The sequence below is a fragment of the Sphingomonas aurea genome, assembly GCF_030678875.1.
Lineage (GTDB): Bacteria > Pseudomonadota > Alphaproteobacteria > Sphingomonadales > Sphingomonadaceae > Sphingomonas > Sphingomonas aurea.
Genome location: NZ_JAUUDS010000001.1, coordinates 344182 through 361820, shown reverse-complemented (window position 1 = coordinate 361820; position 17639 = coordinate 344182). Strand labels below are relative to the sequence as shown.

Genomic DNA, 17639 nt, shown 5'->3' with positions numbered 1-17639 from the left:
CGCTTGCGCGGCGGGCCGCTTTCGGCCCCGTGCCGATGATCCAACCTGATCGGAAACCACTCTAGCATCCACTGCCGGGCAGCTTGCGCGCGTGTGAAGGGCGCGCTACCCGGCCGCTCCGATGCCTGTATCCGACCACCGCCCCGCCGCCATGATCGCTGGCGGCGCCGTGTTTCCGCATCGCCACCTGACCGGGATCGACGGGCTCCAGCCGCACGAGATCGCCTTCCTCCTCGACGAGGCGGAGCAGTGGGTGGAGGCGAACCGCACCCACGCCCGTGGCACCGCACCGCTGGCCGGCCTGACCCAGATCAACGCCTTTTTCGAGAATTCCACCCGCACGCTGCTGTCGTTCGAGATCGCGGGCAAGCGGCTAGGCGCCGACGTCGTCAACATGCATGCCGCGCAAAGCTCGGTGAAGAAGGGCGAGACGCTGATCGACACCGCGCAGACGCTGAACGCGATGCGCGCCGACGTACTGGTCATCCGTCACATGTCCTCCGGCGCGGTCAAGCTGATCGCCGACAAGGTCGACTGTGCGGTGCTGAATGCGGGCGACGGGCGGCACGAACACCCGACCCAGGCGCTGCTCGACGCGCTGACCATCCGGCGCCGCCGCGGCGCGATCGCCGGGCAGCGGGTGGTGATCTGCGGCGACCTGCTCCACAGCCGGGTCGCGCGCTCCAACATCCTGTCGCTGACCGCGCTCGCTGCCGAGGTGCGGGTCTGCGCGCCGTCGACGCTGATGCCGCCGGCGATCGAGCGGATGGGGGTGACGCCCTTCACCGATTTCGACGCCGCGCTGGAGGGGGCCGATGTCGTCATGATGCTGCGCCTGCAGAGCGAGCGGATGGAGGGCGCCCTGGTCCCCTCCCCCCGCGAATATCGCCTGCGCTACGGCCTGACGCCAGAGCGGCTGGCGCGCGCCGTGCCGGGGGCGCTGGTGATGCATCCCGGCCCGATGAACCGCGGGGTCGAGATCGATTCGGTCGTGGCCGACGGGGCGCAGTCCGCGATCACCGAGCAGGTGGCGATGGGCGTGGCGGTGCGGATGGCGTGCCTGGACGTGCTGACCCGCCGCGCGCGCGGCGTGGAGGGCTGGGCATGACGCTGGCGATCGTCAACGCGCGGCTGGTCGGCGCCGACTCGGTGGAGCCGGGCACGCTGCTGGTGCAGGACAGCATGATCGCGGCGGTCGGCCGGATCGACGTGCCCGGCGACGCCATGGTGATCGATGCCGGCGGCAAGTTGCTCGCCCCCGCGATCGTCGATCTCGGCGTCTTCGCCGTCGACCGCGAGGCGTGTCGGCGCGGCGGAGTCGTGCGGGTCGGACTGATGCCCGACCAGTCGCCGGTGCTCGACGATCCGGGCATGGTCCAGCGCGCGGCGCTGGTCGGCAAGCCGGACCTCTGGATCCACCCCCTCGCCGCCGCGACGCAGGGACTGGCGGGGCGGGATCTGGCCGAGATCGCCTTTTGCCAGCAGGCCGGCGCCATGGCGGTCGCCACCGGGCGCGGCTGGATCGCCGATGCGGCGGTGATGGCGCGGGTGCTGGCCTATGCCCACGACCTCGATCTGGCGGTCGTCACCCATGCCGAGGATGGCGGACTGACGGCGGGTGCGGTGGCGACGGCGGGTGAGACCGCGACGCGCCTGGGCCTGCCCGCCGCACCGGCGGTGGCAGAGGCGCTGGCGGTCGCGCGTGACCTGATGCTGGCGGAGGAAACCGGCGCCCGGCTGCACATTCGCCAGGTGACGACCGCCGCCGCGCTCGACCTGATCCGCGCGGCGAAGCGGCGCGGCGTGGCGGTGACCTGCGGGATCACGCCCGCGCATCTGCTGCTCGCCGACATCGCGATGAGCGATTTCCGGACCTTCGCGCACCTGTCGCCGCCCTTGCGCGGCGAGGCCGACCGGCGCGCCTGCCTGGCGGCGGTGGCGGACGGGACGATCGACGTGATCGGATCGGGCCACGATCCGCAGGGACCGGAGGCGAAGCGCCTCCCCTTCGCCGACTCGGCACCCGGCATGGCGGGAGCGGAGACGCTGCTGCCGCTCGCCCTGACGCTGGTGCGCGATGGCCATATCGAGCTGCCACGGCTGTTCACCCTGCTCGCCGCCAATCCGGCGAAGGTGCTGGGGATCGACGCGGGGCGGCTGGCGGCCGGCGCCTCGGCCGACCTGCTGCTCTTCGACCAGCACGCGCCGTGGCAGGTGGAGGGCGAACGCTTCGCCTCGGCCGGCAATACGCCGTTCGACGGCCTGCCCGTCCAGGGCCGGCCCTTGCGCGTCTGGAAGGGCGGGCGGGAGTTACTTGCCTAGATAGGCGACACGCACCGGTCTGCGGGGCGCCGCGAGCTTGCGCGGAGCGGCGACGGCGGCCGTCGCGACGGGCAATTGCTGCACCACCTCCTGCCGCGGTCCGAAGACGATGCGGGTGGCGCGGGCGACGGGTTGCGGCACCTCCTGCGTGATGACGGCCACCTGTGTCGCCGATGCGGCCGGGGCTGGTGCCGGCTGGACCAGCGCCAGCGCGGTCGGCTGACCCATGTCCTGGCCGGCCGGCTGCACGCCGAGCAGCGCAGCGACCTGCGCCTTCGCACCGCGCGGCTGCGCGAAGGCGACCCAGTCGAGCATGCGCCGGTCGAGGTCGGCGGGCGACACGTCGACCGCCGCGACCGCGCGCGCCATCTGCCACTGACCGGCGAGCGCAAGGCTGAGTGCCAGATTCTGGCGGACGCGCGGCGTGGCACCCGGCTGCCGGGCGGCATCCATCAGCGTCGCGACACCACGCGCCGGATCGCCGGTCAGCGCCTGCGCCAGCCCCAGATCGGCCGGTGCGATGATCGCGGCGTGGGTGTTCAGCGTCTCACGCGCGCCCAGCCAGTCGTCGCAGGCGAGCTGGGTCAGCGCCAGGTTCAGCGCTGCCTTGGCATTGCCGCCGTCGAGCCGCAGGACGTCGCCGAACGCCTCGCGCGCCGACGCGAAACGCCCCGCCGCGAGATAGCTCTGCGCCAGCAGCAGGCGATAGTCGGCGCGGTCGGGCGCGGCCTGAACCGCCGCCTCGGCCAAGGTAACCGCGGCGGGCGCATCCTGCCTGGCGAGCGCCTTGCCCGCGCCCTTGGCATAGTCGGCATGCTTCACCGCGCGGGTGCCGGCGGCGGCGAGGCCGCGCTGCCCGTCCATCGCGCAGCCGGCGGTCAGGCCGCCGAACAGGAGCATGGACAGGCCGAGCGACAGGATCGGACGCATGGTCATCGACGACGACTCCGGGTGGCCGGGCGCGGCAGCTGGGTGGCCAGCTGCTCGACATTGGGCATGGTTTCGAGAAAGCGGTCCAGCGCATCGACGAGCAGCGCCTGGGCCGACCGATCGGCTACCGCGCTCGCCAGCCGCAGCCGCAGGTGCCGGTCACCGTCGAGCCGCAGGGTGAAGGCGGCCTTGCCCTTGGCGGTCTGCGCCGCGCTCTCGCGTCCGATCCGGGCAGCGGTGGCAAGCGAGACCGAGCGGACGGGCGCCTGCTCGACGGGCACGACCTCGACCTGCTCGCGCAGCACCTCGCGCTGAGCGAGCACCGGCGGCAGCTCTTCGTCGACCGGGGCGGCGAGCGGGGTCAGGCGGGCGACCGCGACGGTCGGGCCGCGATCGTCCCGGCTCCTGTCATCCCAGCCCATGTCGTTCCAGCCGAGATCGTCGAGCGCCCCGGCGGTGGCGACGCTCGTCGGGGTCAGTTCGGCGAATCCCTGCGGGCGCATCGCCGGCCTTGCCTGCCCCTTGCGGGCGAGCAGGCCAGAGCTGAGCGAGGCGAGCGGCTTGGCGGTTCCGAGCATCGCCATCTCAACCCACCTGGCGCCGACCGAAGGTCGCCGCCGCGCCGGCGCGCGGGCCGACCCCCGGCGCCGCGAACGGCGTGGCGAACACGGTGCGGCGGAAATTCTTCTCGAGCCGGTCGGCGATATAGGTCCACAGCGCCGTGATCTCGGCCGCCGACTTGCCCTTGGGATCGCACTCCATCACGGTGCGGCCGTCGATCATCGAGGCGGCATAGTCGTTGCGCTGCTGGATGGTGATCGGCGCGACGGTGCCGTGCTGCGACAGCGCGACCGCCGCCTCGCCGGTGATCCGCGCCTTTATCATCGCGGCATTGACGACAAAGATCAGCGGCTTGCCGGCACGCTCGCACAGGTCGACGGTGGCGCCGACCGCGCGCAGGTCGTGCGGGGACGGACGGGTAGGCACCACGACCAGCTCGGCCACCTGGATGACGCTCTGGATCGCCATAGTGATCGCGGGCGGCGTGTCGATGACGGCCAGCTTGAAACCCTGCTGACGCAGCGTCTCCAGGTCCGACGCCAGCCGCGCGACGGTGGTCTGGGCGAAGGCCGGATAATCCGCCTCGCGCTCGTTCCACCAGTCGGCGAGCGACCCTTGCGGATCGATGTCGATCAGCACCACCGGGCCGGCGCCCGATCGCTGCGCCTGCACGGCGAGATGCCCGGACAAGGTCGTCTTGCCCGAACCGCCCTTCTGCGAGGCCATCGCGAGTACGCGCATAGCTTGGTCACACCTTCCGTTATTTACGAAAGCGAGGTGACATGGCCGGCGCTAAGAAGCGGTTAACGGGACAGAATGAGCCTCGCCATCACCGTCATGCCGGAACAAGCCCGGCAGGACGAAGGGGACTACTCCTCCACCACCCAGTCGGCCCGCGCTATGCCCTGCGCGTAGAGCAGCGCGGTCAGGTCGCCATGCTCGATCCGCGCCGCCGCCGCCGCGGCGACCACAGGCTTGGCATGATAGGCGACGCCCAGCCCGGCGGCGCGGACCATCGGCAGGTCGTTGGCACCGTCGCCCACCGCCAGCGTCTCGGCCAGCGTCAGCCCGCGCTCGGTGGCGGCGCTGCGCAGCGTTTCCTCCTTGGTCGCGGCGCCGACGATCGGCTTGGCGACGCGGCCGGTCAGCGCACCGCCCGCGACCAGTAGCCGGTTGGCGATGGCGCGATCGAAGCCGATCTCGCGCGCGACCGGCTCGGCGAAGCGGGTGAAGCCGCCCGACACCAGCACCGTCGCCGCCCCGCGTGCGCGCATCGTGCGGACCAGCGCGCGCGCGCCGGGCATGATCGTCACCCGCTCGGCCAGGCAGCGTTCGATCGCATCCTCGCCCAGCCCGGCGAGCAGCGCCACGCGCGCGTCGAGCGCGCCCTCGAAGTCCAGTTCGCCGCGCATCGCCCGTTCGGTCACCTCCGCGACCTCGGCCTTGATGCCGGCATAATCGGCCAGCTCGTCGATGCACTCGACCGTAATCATGGTCGAATCCATGTCGGCGACCAGCAGCCGCTTCGCCCGCCCCTCGCTCGGCTGGACAACCACGTCGGTGCGGGCAAAGCCGCCCTCCAGCGCGGCACGGGCGGCCGCGGCATCCCCTTCGAAGCGCAGGTCGGCGGCAACCCCGCGCTCGATCCAGTCCTGCCGGGCGACGGTGCAGCCGGCCGTGGCCAGCCGGTCGGCGGCAGCCGATACGTCTCCCTCGGCCAGTCGATCTGCTGCTATCAGCGTCGCCGTGAACATCGATCTTCCCCCCAATGCGCGGGTCGCGCTCATCGCAGGGCCGACCGCCAGCGGCAAGTCCGCTGCGGCCGTCGCGGTCGCCGAGCGCCACCGCGGCACGGTCATCAATGCCGATGCGAGCCAGGTCTATGCCGACCTGCGCGTCCTCACCGCCCGCCCCCCCGCCGAGGACGAAGAGCGCGTGCCGCACCGCCTGTTCGGCCATGTCGACGGTGCCGACGGCGGCTACTCGGCCGCACGCTGGGCGGCAGAGGCCCGCGAGGCGATCGTGGCGACGCTGGCCGATGGGCGCCTGCCCGTGCTGGTCGGCGGCACCGGCCTCTACCTGCGCACCCTGCTCGACGGGATCGCACCGGTCCCCACGATCGACCCGGACATCCGCGCCGCGGTCCGCGCACTGCCGGTCGCCGCCGCCCACGCCGCGCTGGCGGCGGAGGACGCAGCTGCGGCGGCACGGCTCAACCCCGCCGACACCACGCGGGTCGCGCGCGCGCTGGAGGTCATACGCTCGACCGGCCGTCCATTATCGGCGTGGCAGGCGCAACGCGCCGGCGGCATCGGCGATCGTATCCGCCTCGCCGCCGTCCGCCTCCTACCCCCGCGCGCGGCGCTGCTCGAGGCGATCGACCGCCGTGCCGCCGCGATGATGGAGCCGGCGCTTGCCGAGGTGGCCGCGCTCCTCGCCCGCACCGATATTCCAGCCGACGCACCGATCCGCCGCGCGATCGGCGTACCTCCACTGGCCGCGCATCTGGCGGGTTCGCTTCGTCGGAACGAGGCTCTCCAGCGTCTTCAACTGGATACCCGGCAGTACGCGAAAAGGCAGTTCACCTGGTTCCGCAATCAACCGCCGTCGATCTGGCGCATTGCGCAACAAAATATCGATGTAGATGGCTGCATCGACTTTTTATTATCTGAAACCGGGTTGACGGGACCGCCCCTGCCCTCTAGCGCCCCGCTCGACCTTCCAGACAGTGACGGAGCGACACCATGACCGAGAAGAGCGGAGCCGACATCCTTGTCGAGGCGCTGTGCGATCTCGGCGTAGAGGTGGTGTTCGGCTATCCCGGCGGCGCGGTGCTGCCGATCTACGACGCCCTGTTCCGCCAGTCCAAGGAACGCGGCGGTCGCATCCGCCACATCCTGGTCCGCCACGAGCAGGCCGCGACCCATGCCGCCGAGGGTTACGCCCGCTCGACCGGCAAGCCCGGGGTCGTGCTCGTCACCTCGGGCCCCGGCGCGACCAACGCAGTCACCGGCATCACCGACGCGCTACTCGATTCGATCCCGATGGTCGTCATCACCGGGCAGGTCCCCACCGGGCTGATCGGCACCGACGCCTTTCAGGAGGCGGACACCGTCGGCATCACCCGCCACTGCACCAAGCATAATTATCTGGTGAAGGACCCGGCAAAGCTGGGCGCCGTCATCCACGAGGCGTTCCACATCGCCACCTCCGGCCGCCCGGGCCCAGTCGTGATCGACATTCCCAAGGACGTTCAGGTCGCCACCGCGAAATACGCGAAGCCCGGTCCGATCCAGCACAAGACCTATCGCCCGCAGGTGAAGGCCGACCGCGCTGCGGTCGAGGCGGTGGTCGACATGCTCGCCGCCGCCGAGCGACCGGTGCTCTATACCGGTGGCGGGATCATCAACTCCGGGCCGGCGGCATCGCAGCTGCTGCGCGAGCTGGTCCGGCTGACCGGCGCCCCCGTCACCTCGACCCTGATGGGCCTGGGCGCCTATCCCGCGACCGGGCCACACTGGCTGGGGATGCTCGGGATGCACGGCACCTATGAAGCGAACATGGCGATGAACCAGGCCGATCTGGTCGTCGCGATCGGCAGCCGCTTCGACGACCGGGTCACCGGCCGCCTCGACGCGTTCAGCCCCAACAGCCGCAAGGTCCATATCGATATCGACCGGTCGAGCGTGAACAAGAATGTCCGCGTCGATCTGGCGGTGATCGCCGATGCCGGTCACGCGCTGGAGGACATGGTCCATATCTGGAAGGCGCGGCAGCACCCCCGGCCCGACCTGACCGAGTGGAACCACCGCATCGATGGCTGGCGCGCGGTCCGCTGCCTCGACTTTCCCGAGGGCAACGGCACCGAGATCATGCCCCAGCGCGCCGTCCGCGCACTCTATGAGGCGACGAAGGCGCGCCAGCCGATCATCACGACCGAGGTCGGCCAGCACCAGATGTGGGCCGCCCAGCATTTCGGGTTCGAGGCGCCGAACAAGTGGCTGACCTCGGGCGGGCTCGGCACCATGGGCTATGGCCTGCCCGCCGCGATCGGCGCGCAGCTCGGCAACCCCAATGCGCTGGTCATCGACATCGCCGGCGAGGCCTCGATCCAGATGAACATCCAGGAGCTGGCCACCGCCAGCCAGTACCGGCTGCCGGTCAAGATCTTCATCCTCAACAACGAATATATGGGCATGGTCCGCCAGTGGCAGGAGCTGACCTACTCCTCGCGCTATGCCGAGAGCTATTCGGAGAGCCTGCCCGATTTCGTCAAGCTGGCCGAGGCTTACGGCTGGAAGGGCATCCGCATCGAGACCCTCGACCAGCTCGACGGTGGCATCGCCGACATGCTGGCGCATGACGGGCCGGTGCTGGTCGACTGCATGGTGTCGAAGCTGACCAACTGCTTCCCGATGATCCCGAGCGGAGCCGCGCACACCGACATGATCCTGCAGGCCAACGAGGTATCGGGCGAGATGGACGACGAGGCCAAGGCGCTGGTTTGATACTTCAAGCTCCTCCCCGGCACGGGGAGGGGGACCGTGACGCGAAGCGGCATGGTGGAGGGGGAGTGCGGCAGGCGGGACGTTCGTGGCGATCCCCCTCCACCAGCCTGCGGCTGGTCCCCCTCCCCGTTCCGGGGAGGAATAGATGCACATCAAGACCGAGACTGCCGAACGCCACACGCTGGCAGTGATCGTCGACAACGAGCCGGGCATCCTTGCCCGGATCGCCGGCCTGTTCACCGCGCGCGGCTATAATATCGAGAGCCTGACCGTGTCGGAGATCACGCACGACAAGGCGGTCAGCCGCATCACCATCGTCACCAGCGCCTCGCCGCCGGTGATGGAGCAGATCATGGCGCAGCTCGACCGGCTGGTGCCCGTCCACCGCGTCACCGACCTGACCGTCGCCGGCGAGCATGTCGAGCGCGAGCTGGCGCTGGTGAAGGTCGCCGGCGTCGGCGACAAGCGGATCGAGGCGATGCGCCTGGCCGAGGTCTATCGCGGCCGTGTCGTCGATGCGACCACGTCGAGCTTCGTCTTCGAGGTCACCGGCGGACGCGACAAGATCGACAAGTTCGTCGAGCTGATGGGCGAGGTCGGCCTGGTCGAGGTCGCCCGCACCGGCATCGTCGCCATCTCGCGCGGGCGCGACGCAGCGTAGCGCGCTACAATTCTCTTTTTCGTCATCCCCGCGCAGGCGGGGATCCATAATCACTAGCGTGTGCGGGTCTGGACCCCGCCTGCGCGGGAATGACAAGGGGTAAAACCATGAAGGTCTATTACGATCGCGACGCCGACCTGAACCTCATCGCCGACAAGAAGATCGCCATCGTCGGCTATGGCTCGCAGGGGCACGCCCACGCCCAGAACCTGCGCGACTCCGGCGTGAAGCAGGTCGCGATCGCGCTGCGCGACGGATCGCCGACCGCCAAGAAGGCGACCGACGCCGGCTTCCAGGTCATGTCCAACGAGGCCGCCGCCGGCTGGGCCGACATCCTCATGATCCTCGCCCCCGACGAGCACCAGGCCGCGATCTGGGAGAACGACCTGAAGGGCAACATGAAGCCGGGCGCCGCGCTCGCCTTCGCCCACGGCCTCAACGTCCATTTCGGCCTGATCGAGCCGCCGAAGGACATCGACGTCATCATGATCGCGCCGAAGGGCCCCGGCCACACGGTGCGCAGCGAGTATAGCCGCGGCGGCGGCGTTCCCTGCCTGATCGCGATCCATCAGGATGCCAGCGGCAACGCGCACGACATCGCGCTCGCCTATGCGTCGGGCGTCGGCGGCGGCCGCTCGGGCATCATCGAGACGAACTTCCGCGAAGAGTGCGAAACCGACCTGTTCGGCGAGCAGGCGGTGCTGTGCGGCGGCGTCACCCACCTCATCCAGGCCGGGTTCGAGACGCTGGTCGAGGCCGGCTACGCCCCCGAGATGGCCTATTTCGAGTGCCTGCACGAGACGAAGCTGATCGTCGACCTGCTGTACGAGGGTGGCATCGCCAACATGCGCTACTCGATCTCGAACACCGCCGAATATGGCGACATCGTCACCGGTCCGCGCATCATCACCGACGAGACGAAGAAGGAGATGAAGCGCGTGCTGGCCGACATCCAGTCGGGCCGCTTCGTCAAGAACTTCGTCCTCGACAACCGCGCCGGCCAGCCCGAGCTGAAGGCGGCGCGCAAGCAGGCGGCGGCGCATCCGATCGAGAAGACGGGGGCCGAGCTGCGCGCGATGATGCCGTGGATCGGGGCGAACAAGCTGGTCGACCGCGAGCGGAACTGACGTTCCGCTCGCGCGCCAGGGCGTTCGCCCGGCCGGCACGACAGAGCCGGCCCACAGGGCCCGGCTCTGCCGGGTCCGACGGGGCGGCGGCCAAGCCAACCTTCACCCGGCAACAAGCCCCGCCGGACGACGCAGATCCGCCGTCGCGCCCGCCCTGTCCTACACGCCCTGAAACGTGGCAGATAACCGCTATGACCATCCGCTGCCTCACCCGGAGAGCGCCGCCCCGAAACGTCTCGCCTGCCGGACACACGCCGGCGGAACCGGACATGCGAGGGGGAGTGTAGTGTCCGGTTCCGCGATTCTGCGCTCGACTACCCCGGCGAAACACACCGTTGCCGCTCGGGGGATTTGACGCTCGATCACCAACCGGGCACCACCCCGGCATCAACAGGGAGTTCCCATCCATGCGCCTGATCGTCCTATCCGCCCTCGCCCTTGCCGCCGCGCCGGTGATCGCCCAGGCCCCCGGTCTGCCGGGCAGCGCCGACCGCTCGCTGGTGAAGGCCGGCACCTATCAGGTCGATCCGAACCACACCCAGGTGACTTGGACGGTCAACCACATGGGCTTCTCGATGCTGTCGGGTCAGTTCGGCGCCGGTTCGGGCTCGATCACCGTCGATCCCGCCAAGCCAGCGGCGACCCGGGTCGAGGTGACCTTCCCGCTCGACCAGCTGTCCACCACCAGCGCCCCCTTCGCCACTCACCTCAAGTCAAAGGACTTCTTCGATGTCGCGGCCAACCCGACCGCGAAGTTCGTCTCGACCGGCGTCACGCCGATGGGCGACCACTGGATGCTGAACGGCAACCTGACGATCAAGGGCGTGACCAAGCCCGTCTCGCTCACCACCCGCTTCGTCGGGGCGGGCAACAATCCGATGAACAAGAAGCTGAACTTCGGCTTCATCGCGACCGGATCGATCAATCGCAGTGATTTTGGCTTGGGCATGGCCGTGCCGGTCGTATCGGACAAGGTCGACCTGACGATCAACGCCGCCTTCCAGGCGGGCTGATCCGATCGGGCCGCGCGCTTTGATCGCGCGGCCCGATCCCGGCCGCCGCTCTGGACAGCGGCGGCGCGGCGCGTCATGGAGCATGGCGATGACGATCGCGCTGCCCGGCCTGCGACTTATCCGCCCTTAGGGCGGCGGCGCACGCATGCGCGCTTCTCTAAGGGCCGACTTGCACCCATAGGCGCCATCAGGCCGCGCGGGCGCGACGCTCGCGGGCGAAGACCGGAAACCACCATGCTCCGCGATCCCTCGACCAAATACCGACCCTTCCCGCCGATCGCCCTGCCCGACCGGCAATGGCCCAATGCCGTCATCACGGCCGCCCCCCGCTGGCTGTCGACAGACCTGCGCGACGGCAACCAGGCACTGATCGACCCGATGGACGCCGAGAAGAAGACGCGGCTGTTCGACCTGCTGGTCAAAGTGGGGCTGAAGGAGATCGAGGTCGGTTTCCCCTCCGCCGGCGCGACCGAGTTCGACTTCATCTCGGGCCTGGTCAAGCACGATCGCATCCCGGACGACGTCGTCGTCCAGGTGCTCACCCAGTCGCGTCGCGACCTGATCGAGACGAGCTTCGCCAGTCTCGACGGGGCGAAGGCGGCAATCGTCCACCTCTACAACGCGGTCAGCCCGGCTTGGCGCAAGATCGTGTTCGGCATGTCGCGCTACGAGGTGAAGGCGATCGCGGTCGCCGGCGCCAAGGTGCTGCGCGACGAAGCGGCAAAGCGCCCGGACACCGCCTGGCAGTTCGAATACAGCCCGGAAACCTTCTCGACCGCCGAACTCGATTTCTCGGTCGAGGTCTGCGAGGCGGTAATGGAGGTGCTGCAGCCGACGCCGGAGCGGCCGATCATCTTCAACCTGCCGGCGACCGTCGAGTGCGCGACGCCCAATGTCTATGCCGACCAGATCGAATGGTTCGGCCGCCATATCCGCAACCGCGACAGCGTCGTGATCTCGCTCCACACCCACAACGACCGCGGCACCGGCGTCGCCGCGGCGGAGCTGGGAATGATGGCGGGCGCAGACCGGGTCGAGGGCTGCCTGCTCGGCAATGGCGAGCGGACCGGCAACTGCGACCTCGTGACGGTCGCGCTCAACATGTACACGCAAGGGGTCGATCCGGGGCTCGACCTGTCGGACATCGACGCGGTGGTGAATACCATCACCTATTGCACCAACCTACCCGTCCACCCGCGCACGCCCTATGCTGGCGACCTCGTCTTCACCGCCTTCTCCGGCTCGCACCAGGACGCGATCAAGAAGGGGTTCGCGGCGCAGGGCCAGCGCAACGATGGCTATTGGGAGGTGCCCTACCTGCCGATCGACCCGGCGGACCTGGGCCGCAGCTACGAGGCGGTGATCCGCGTCAACTCGCAGTCGGGCAAGGGCGGCGTCGCTTGGGTGATCGAGCAGGACAAGGGGCTGAAGCTGCCCAAGCGGCTCCAGGCCGATTTCAGCCGCCACGTCCAGGCGCTGGCCGACGAGACCAGCCGCGAACTGGGTGCGGCCGACATCTGGGGCCGGTTCGAGGAGACGTACCTGCCGCGAACCGACGACCGCTTCGTACTCCGCGACTACGAGGAGAGCGGCGGTGCCGGCCAGCGCCTGTTCGTCGGCAGGGTCGCGGTCGATGGCGAGGAGCGGTCGATCTCCGGCCGCGGCAACGGATTGATCTCCGGCGTCATTGCCGCACTCGGCGAGAGCACCGGGCCGTCGCTCGACGTCGTCGACTATAGCGAGCACGCGATCGGCCACGGCGCCGACGCGCAGGCCGCCGCGTATGTCGAGTGCCGGACCCAGGACGGGCGGACGGTCTTCGGCGTTGGCATCGACGCCGATATCGCCACCGCCTCTGTCCGCGCGGTGCTGTCGGCGGCGAACCGGGCGGGCTGACGCCTCCACCTCCGTCACCCCGGCCTTGAGCCGGGGTGACGGGGTGTTGCTACAGGTGCAAGAAGTCCCGCTCGAACCGGACGAGGTGCGCGCCTCCGTCGACGAACAACACCTGCCGGTCCAGCGCCGATGTTCGCGCGCAGAACAGCACCGCCGCCGCGATATCTCCCGGTGTCGGCAACCGGGATAGCGGCATGCGTGCCGCCAACGTCGCCATCTGCGCCGCGTCATAGTCGCCGGTCGGCAGCGTCAGCCCCGGCGCGACGCCGTTGACGCGAATGCCGGCCGCACCGATCCGCGTCAGCCCGGCCAGCCCCAGCTTGGCGAGCGTATAGGCGAGCTGGTCGGCATGCGGATGCGCGATCCGCTGGTCCAGAATGTTGACCACCGACCGGTCCCCCACACCGCCCGACTCCGCGAAAGCCTGGGTCAACAGCACCGGCGCTGCGCAGTTCACTGCCTGCGCCCCTGCCAGATCGACGGCGGTAACGTCATCCAGCCGATCCTGCCCAAAGACGGACGCGCCGTTCACCAGCAGCGCCGGAGCACGACCGAAGCCGGCAACCACCTGCGCGTAGAGCGCGGTTGCGCTGACCGGGTCGGCGAAGTCCGCGACGAAGCCCCGCCATGCCGCCCCCGCCGCGCCGATCGCGTCGAGCAGCGCCGGCTCCGGCTCGGCATCGTGGCTGCCGTGCAGCGCCAGGTCGTATCCGGCGCCCGCCAGCATCGCGGCGATGCTGGCCCCCAGCCGCCGACACCCGCCCGTCACCAGCGCCAGCGGCCGCACCACGCTCAGCGCTTTGCCCCCATGCCCATCAGGTCGAGCACCTCCTTGCGGCTGCGCTCATCCTCGCGGAACACGCCCATCATCCGGCTGGTGACCATCGCCACCCCCGGCGTCCGCACGCCGCGCGCGGTCATGCAGGCATGGGACGCCTCGATCACCACCGCGACGCCCAGCGGCTTCAGGTAGGTCCAGATACAATCGGCGACCTCTGCGGTCAGCCGCTCCTGCACCTGCAGCCGCCGCGCGAAACCGTGCAGCACGCGCGCCAGCTTCGATATACCGACGACGTGATCGCGCGGCAGATAGGCGATGTGCGCCCGGCCGATGATCGGTGCCATGTGATGCTCGCAATGCGACTGGAACGGGATGTCCTTCAGCAGCACGATCTCGTCATAGCCGCCGACCTCCTCGAACACCCGCGCCAGATGGACCGAGGGATCATCGGCATAGCCGGCGCAATATTCGCGCCATGCCCGCGCGACGCGGCGGGGGGTGTCGACCAGCCCCTCGCGCGCGGGATCGTCGCCGGCCCAGCGGATCAGCGTGCGGATCGCATCCTCGACATGCGCCGGCACCGCGATCTTGCCGTCGCTGCCGATCAGGTCGCCGTCTTCGGGGCTGCCGTTAAACTGGGTATCCGCCACTCGATCCTCCACACGCAACCAACCAGCGGCTGCCGCGCTTGATCCGCTTCGATCAAGGAGAGACTGCGATGGCCGATCTGAAGAAGGGCGACAAGGTGACCTGGAAATCGCACGGCGGCACCGCGCACGGCGAGGTCGATAAGAAGCAGACCAGCGATACCCATATCAAGGGCCACACCGTCCGCGCGTCGAAGGACGACCCCCAATATATCGTAGAGAGTGACAATGGCGGAAAGGCAGCGCACAAGGCGTCCGCGCTCAAAAAGGCGTGAGTCCGCCCCGGGCGGACTGCCAGGATTTGATTGGAAGGGAAGAACATGGCCACTGCTACCAAGGAAGGCACGGGGATCCACGCCCCGGTGAAGCCGTCCGCCGACCTCGGCGCGATCGTCGGCAACGACGCGCTGCCGCGCAGCGAAGTCATCAGCAAGGTCTGGGACTATATCAAGAAGAACAACCTGCAGAACCCCGAGAACAAGCGGGAAATCCTGGCCGACGACAAGCTGGCCAAGGTGTTCGGCAAGGACAAGGCGACCATGTTCGAGATGAACAAGTATATTTCGGCGCACCTGACCAAGGCGTGACGAATAGCCGATCGGGGGCGCTGCCTGGTGCCCCCGAGAGGACTCGAACCTCCTACCTGCGGTTTAGGAAACCGTCGCTCTATCCTGATGAGCTACGGGGGCACTGGCGCCGATCCGGATAGTCGGAGCCGTCCGCCCGGTCAACGATTCCGGCCTTGTTCGTTCCGGCATCGATTCGTTCTAGTCCGCCGAGAGCCCCCGTGCCGCCTCCGCGACATGGATGGTGCCCGGCCCCGATCGCTCGCCGCGCACCACGACGATGCTGCCCGCGACGATCAGCATCCCGCCCACGATCAGCGGCAATCCCGCAGGATCGCCGAACAGGCCGATGCCCAGCGCCGCGCCGATCAGCGGCTCGATATTGATGAACACGCCGGCACTCGCGCTGTCGACCCGTGCCGCGCCATATTGCCAGGCGGCGGTGGCGATGAAGGTAGAGAGCAGCCCCTGCCCCATGATCCCGCCCCAGGCGACAGCACTCAGCCGCACCGGCGGCGCACCATGGAGCAGCAGCGCGATCGGCAGGATCACCGCGGTCGCCACCACCAGCGTGACTGCCGGCACCGCCAGTGCCCCGCGCGTGACCGGCGCCCGCTTCAGCACCAGCAGCCACGCCAGGAAGATCACCAGCGAGGCGAGCGACAGGGCAATCCCCACCGGCGTTCCCGCTCCACCCGGCTTGCCCGCGATCAGCGCCGCCCCGATCGTCGCACCGGCCACGCCGACCCAGGATGTGCGGCTGACCCGCTCGCCGAGCAGCCACGCGGAGATGGCGACCAGCGCCGGCATCGCCCCGACCAGCAGCGCCGCGAGCGTCACCGTGACCCCGGCCAATCCCTCGAACTGAACGAGGAACGCGACGCCATAGAGTGCCCCCGCCGCCAGAACCGCCGGCGAGCGGAACAGTGCCCGCGCCTCCGCGCCCAGCACGAACGGCAGCGCCGCGACCGCTGCGACGACGAAGCGCCACAGCACCAGATGCGCCGGTTCGACCTCGCGCAATGCCAATTTGCCGAGCGGAAAGCCCAAGCCCCAGAACAGCCCGGCCAGCGTCAGCGCGAGAAAGGCGGTGCCGCGCCGCGCGGCCGTGTCGGTCAATGCACCTGGTCCGGCGGGGTGACCGGCAGCGGCAGCGGCGCGACCGGCACGCCGTCGTCGATCAGCGCCTTGGCCTCGGCCAGACTTGCCTGACCGTGGATGGTCGCGTGCGCCTCCTCACCGTCGTGCATCGCCCGGGCGCGCTGGGCGAAGCTGGTGCCGACCCATTCCGACCCGTTCAGCATTCGCGCCTGCTCGCTGGCGAGCATCGCAACCGCCTGCTTGAGCGCGGCGGGGGTCATCGCTGCCGCACGATTGCCCTTGGCCGCGACCGCCGGTGCCATCACCGCCTTCTCGACCCGCGTGTCGCCGCAGATCGGGCAGGCGACATGGCCCGCCCCCCGCTGTTGATCCCATGCCGCGCTGGAGGCGAACCAAGCCTCGAACACGTGGCCGGCATCGCAGCGAAGGTCGAAGACGATCATGCGATCCGCTCGACCGGCGGGATCGCGCGGCGGTGCTGGAGCGCCGGGATGCGCGCGCGCACCTCGGCCAATCGCTCCTGACGGAGCGTCACCGTCGCCAAGCCTGCCGCCTCGCCCATGTCGAGCAGCACCTCGCCCCAGGGATCGACCACCAGCGAGTGGCCGTAGGTGGCGCGACCATCGTCATGCACGCCGGCCTGTGCCGCGGCGATTACGAACGCTCCCGCCTCGATCGCGCGGGCGCGCAGCAGCGTGTGCCAGTGCGCCGCACCGGTCGGCCGGGTAAAGGCGGCGGGCATCGCCAGCACCGTCGCGCCGGCATCGCTCAGCGCGCGATACAGGTCTGGAAAGCGCAGGTCGTAGCAGATCGACAGGCCCAGCGGCCCCAGCGGCGTCTCGACCACGACCGCCGCCTCGCCAGGCGCGTAGCTGGCCGATTCGCGCCAGCTCTCGCCGGTCGGCAGGTCGACATCGAACAGATGCAGCTTGTCGTAGCGGGCCCGGATCGCCCCCTTCGCATCGATCACGAAGCCGCGATTGGCGAAGCGGCCGTCCGCCCGCCGGATCGCCAGCGAGCCGAGATGCACCCACAGGCCTTGTCGCGCCGCGGCCTCGCACACGGCGGCGAGTACCCGGTCGTCCGCTTCGACGACCACCTTCGCCGCGCCGCGCTGCCGGTCGCGGTCGAGCAACCCCGACATCTCGGGCGTGAACAGCATCGTTGCGCCCTCCCCCGCCGCGCAATCGATCGCGTCGACCAGGGTCGCGGTATTGGCGGCCGGGTCGATCCCGGCCGTCATCTGGAGGAGAGCGACCTTCACGCCGCCAGCAGCGGGTCGAGCCCCCCTGCCCGGTCGAGCGCGACCAGATCGTCCGAGCCGCCGATATGCCGCCCGTCGATGAAGACCTGCGGCACCGTGGTGCGACCGTTGGCGCGCTGGATCATCTCCTGCCGGCGCGGGCCGCCCATGGTGATGTCGACCTCCTCGGGCGTGACGCCCTTGTCCGCCAGCAGGCGCATTGCGCGGGAGCAATAGGGGCAAAACGCCTTCGTATAGATTTCTACCTGGGCCATGCCGACGG

20 protein-coding genes and 1 tRNA gene are annotated in these 17639 nt (G+C 69.7%); 10 read left to right on the top strand and 11 right to left on the bottom strand.

The window, feature by feature from the left end; genetic code table 11:
• Positions 1 to 121 precede the first annotated feature (121 nt).
• Complete coding sequence (locus Q5H91_RS01845; RefSeq protein WP_305171519.1) at positions 122 to 1108, top strand: aspartate carbamoyltransferase catalytic subunit; 987 nt, start codon at positions 122 to 124, stop codon at positions 1106 to 1108.
• Positions 1105 to 2322, top strand: a complete 1218-nt coding sequence (locus Q5H91_RS01840; RefSeq protein ID WP_305171518.1) for a dihydroorotase — start codon at positions 1105 to 1107, stop codon at positions 2320 to 2322. The genes Q5H91_RS01845 and Q5H91_RS01840 overlap by 4 nt, the downstream gene beginning before the upstream one ends.
• Here the strand turns inward: Q5H91_RS01840 and Q5H91_RS01835 are convergent.
• The 4 genes from Q5H91_RS01835 to serB all read right to left on the bottom strand — a co-directional run bounded on the left by Q5H91_RS01835 (position 2311) and on the right by serB (position 5567).
• Entirely contained in the window at positions 2311 to 3258 is a 948-nt protein-coding gene (locus tag Q5H91_RS01835) for a tetratricopeptide repeat protein (RefSeq protein WP_305171517.1), read from the bottom strand. The two genes, Q5H91_RS01840 and Q5H91_RS01835, sit on opposite strands and share 12 nt — an antisense overlap.
• A complete protein-coding gene (locus Q5H91_RS01830) occupies positions 3255 to 3836 on the bottom strand; it encodes a hypothetical protein (protein WP_305171516.1) in 582 nt (193 codons plus the stop codon). Before Q5H91_RS01830 ends, Q5H91_RS01835 begins: the two co-directional genes overlap by 4 nt.
• Before the next feature lies 1 nt (position 3837).
• Positions 3838 to 4554, bottom strand: a complete 717-nt coding sequence (locus Q5H91_RS01825) for an AAA family ATPase (RefSeq protein WP_305171515.1) — start codon at positions 4552 to 4554, stop codon at positions 3838 to 3840.
• A 128-nt stretch (positions 4555 to 4682) separates the two neighbouring features.
• Complete coding sequence (serB, locus tag Q5H91_RS01820; protein ID WP_305171514.1) at positions 4683 to 5567, bottom strand: phosphoserine phosphatase SerB; 885 nt, start codon at positions 5565 to 5567, stop codon at positions 4683 to 4685.
• Here serB and miaA point away from each other — a divergent pair.
• From miaA to leuA, 6 genes are all read left to right on the top strand, one after another.
• Positions 5560 to 6561, top strand: a complete 1002-nt coding sequence (gene miaA / locus Q5H91_RS01815; protein WP_305171513.1) for a tRNA (adenosine(37)-N6)-dimethylallyltransferase MiaA — start codon at positions 5560 to 5562, stop codon at positions 6559 to 6561. The two genes, serB and miaA, sit on opposite strands and share 8 nt — an antisense overlap.
• Positions 6558 to 8321 (top strand): biosynthetic-type acetolactate synthase large subunit, encoded by a 1764-nt coding sequence (gene ilvB / locus Q5H91_RS01810; protein ID WP_305171512.1) that lies wholly within the window; start codon positions 6558 to 6560, stop codon positions 8319 to 8321. The genes miaA and ilvB overlap by 4 nt, the downstream gene beginning before the upstream one ends.
• 145 nt (positions 8322 to 8466) lie before the next feature.
• A complete protein-coding gene (gene ilvN / locus Q5H91_RS01805; protein ID WP_305171511.1) occupies positions 8467 to 8982 on the top strand; it encodes an acetolactate synthase small subunit in 516 nt (171 codons plus the stop codon).
• Between the two features lie 107 nt (positions 8983 to 9089).
• On the top strand, positions 9090 to 10109 hold the full coding sequence (gene ilvC, locus Q5H91_RS01800; protein WP_305171510.1) for a ketol-acid reductoisomerase: 1020 nt from the start codon (positions 9090 to 9092) through the stop codon (positions 10107 to 10109).
• A 407-nt stretch (positions 10110 to 10516) separates the two neighbouring features.
• Positions 10517 to 11122: a YceI family protein gene (locus tag Q5H91_RS01795; RefSeq protein ID WP_305171509.1), complete on the top strand. Its 606-nt coding sequence runs from the start codon at positions 10517 to 10519 to the stop codon at positions 11120 to 11122.
• A 234-nt stretch (positions 11123 to 11356) separates the two neighbouring features.
• Positions 11357 to 13018 (top strand): 2-isopropylmalate synthase, encoded by a 1662-nt coding sequence (gene leuA, locus Q5H91_RS01790; protein WP_305171508.1) that lies wholly within the window; start codon positions 11357 to 11359, stop codon positions 13016 to 13018.
• Between the two features lie 49 nt (positions 13019 to 13067).
• On the opposite strand, the gene Q5H91_RS01785 is transcribed toward leuA, so the two are convergent.
• Both Q5H91_RS01785 and folE read right to left on the bottom strand, forming a co-directional pair.
• The gene (locus Q5H91_RS01785; protein ID WP_305172348.1) at positions 13068 to 13814 is read right to left on the bottom strand and encodes an SDR family oxidoreductase; all 747 of its coding nucleotides are present in this window, start codon (positions 13812 to 13814) and stop codon (positions 13068 to 13070) included.
• Positions 13811 to 14449, bottom strand: coding sequence for a GTP cyclohydrolase I FolE (gene folE, locus Q5H91_RS01780; RefSeq protein ID WP_305171507.1), 639 nt, complete (start codon positions 14447 to 14449; stop codon positions 13811 to 13813). The genes Q5H91_RS01785 and folE overlap by 4 nt, the downstream gene beginning before the upstream one ends.
• Positions 14450 to 14517: 68 nt before the next feature.
• Between folE and Q5H91_RS01775 the strand changes: the two genes are divergently transcribed.
• Positions 14518 to 14721: a hypervirulence associated TUDOR domain-containing protein gene (locus tag Q5H91_RS01775; protein ID WP_305171506.1), complete on the top strand. Its 204-nt coding sequence runs from the start codon at positions 14518 to 14520 to the stop codon at positions 14719 to 14721.
• A gap of 45 nt (positions 14722 to 14766) precedes the next feature.
• Positions 14767 to 15033: an SWIB/MDM2 domain-containing protein gene (locus tag Q5H91_RS01770; RefSeq protein WP_305171505.1), complete on the top strand. Its 267-nt coding sequence runs from the start codon at positions 14767 to 14769 to the stop codon at positions 15031 to 15033.
• A 25-nt stretch (positions 15034 to 15058) separates the two neighbouring features.
• Here the strand turns inward: Q5H91_RS01770 and Q5H91_RS01765 are convergent.
• From Q5H91_RS01765 to grxC, 5 genes are all read right to left on the bottom strand, one after another.
• Positions 15059 to 15135, bottom strand: a tRNA-Arg gene (locus tag Q5H91_RS01765).
• Between the two features lie 78 nt (positions 15136 to 15213).
• Positions 15214 to 16131, bottom strand: a complete 918-nt coding sequence (locus Q5H91_RS01760) for a DMT family transporter (RefSeq protein ID WP_305171504.1) — start codon at positions 16129 to 16131, stop codon at positions 15214 to 15216.
• Positions 16128 to 16556: a DUF1178 family protein gene (locus tag Q5H91_RS01755; RefSeq protein ID WP_305171503.1), complete on the bottom strand. Its 429-nt coding sequence runs from the start codon at positions 16554 to 16556 to the stop codon at positions 16128 to 16130. Before Q5H91_RS01755 ends, Q5H91_RS01760 begins: the two co-directional genes overlap by 4 nt.
• The gene (locus Q5H91_RS01750; protein WP_305171502.1) at positions 16553 to 17377 is read right to left on the bottom strand and encodes a carbon-nitrogen hydrolase family protein; all 825 of its coding nucleotides are present in this window, start codon (positions 17375 to 17377) and stop codon (positions 16553 to 16555) included. Before Q5H91_RS01750 ends, Q5H91_RS01755 begins: the two co-directional genes overlap by 4 nt.
• Positions 17374 to 17631, bottom strand: coding sequence for a glutaredoxin 3 (grxC, locus tag Q5H91_RS01745; RefSeq protein ID WP_305171501.1), 258 nt, complete (start codon positions 17629 to 17631; stop codon positions 17374 to 17376). Before grxC ends, Q5H91_RS01750 begins: the two co-directional genes overlap by 4 nt.
• Positions 17632 to 17639: the final 8 nt, after the last annotated feature.

What these genes read in the sequence shown, in the direction of transcription:
- Q5H91_RS01755 (WP_305171503.1), bottom strand. Translation starts at nt 16,556, where the DNA reads ATGATCGTCTTCGACCTTCGCTGCGATGCCGGCCACGTGTTCGAGGCT.
- Q5H91_RS01770 (WP_305171505.1), top strand. Translation starts at nt 14,767, where the DNA reads ATGGCCACTGCTACCAAGGAAGGCACGGGGATCCACGCCCCGGTGAAG.
- ilvB (WP_305171512.1), top strand. Translation starts at nt 6,558, where the DNA reads ATGACCGAGAAGAGCGGAGCCGACATCCTTGTCGAGGCGCTGTGCGAT.
- leuA (WP_305171508.1), top strand. Translation starts at nt 11,357, where the DNA reads ATGCTCCGCGATCCCTCGACCAAATACCGACCCTTCCCGCCGATCGCC.
- Q5H91_RS01795 (WP_305171509.1), top strand. Translation starts at nt 10,517, where the DNA reads ATGCGCCTGATCGTCCTATCCGCCCTCGCCCTTGCCGCCGCGCCGGTG.
- Q5H91_RS01830 (WP_305171516.1), bottom strand. Translation starts at nt 3,836, where the DNA reads ATGGCGATGCTCGGAACCGCCAAGCCGCTCGCCTCGCTCAGCTCTGGC.
- grxC (WP_305171501.1), bottom strand. Translation starts at nt 17,631, where the DNA reads ATGGCCCAGGTAGAAATCTATACGAAGGCGTTTTGCCCCTATTGCTCC.
- Q5H91_RS01835 (WP_305171517.1), bottom strand. Translation starts at nt 3,258, where the DNA reads ATGACCATGCGTCCGATCCTGTCGCTCGGCCTGTCCATGCTCCTGTTC.
- Q5H91_RS01825 (WP_305171515.1), bottom strand. Translation starts at nt 4,554, where the DNA reads ATGCGCGTACTCGCGATGGCCTCGCAGAAGGGCGGTTCGGGCAAGACG.
- ilvC (WP_305171510.1), top strand. Translation starts at nt 9,090, where the DNA reads ATGAAGGTCTATTACGATCGCGACGCCGACCTGAACCTCATCGCCGAC.
- Q5H91_RS01840 (WP_305171518.1), top strand. Translation starts at nt 1,105, where the DNA reads ATGACGCTGGCGATCGTCAACGCGCGGCTGGTCGGCGCCGACTCGGTG.
- serB (WP_305171514.1), bottom strand. Translation starts at nt 5,567, where the DNA reads ATGTTCACGGCGACGCTGATAGCAGCAGATCGACTGGCCGAGGGAGAC.
- Q5H91_RS01775 (WP_305171506.1), top strand. Translation starts at nt 14,518, where the DNA reads ATGGCCGATCTGAAGAAGGGCGACAAGGTGACCTGGAAATCGCACGGC.
- Q5H91_RS01845 (WP_305171519.1), top strand. Translation starts at nt 122, where the DNA reads ATGCCTGTATCCGACCACCGCCCCGCCGCCATGATCGCTGGCGGCGCC.
- ilvN (WP_305171511.1), top strand. Translation starts at nt 8,467, where the DNA reads ATGCACATCAAGACCGAGACTGCCGAACGCCACACGCTGGCAGTGATC.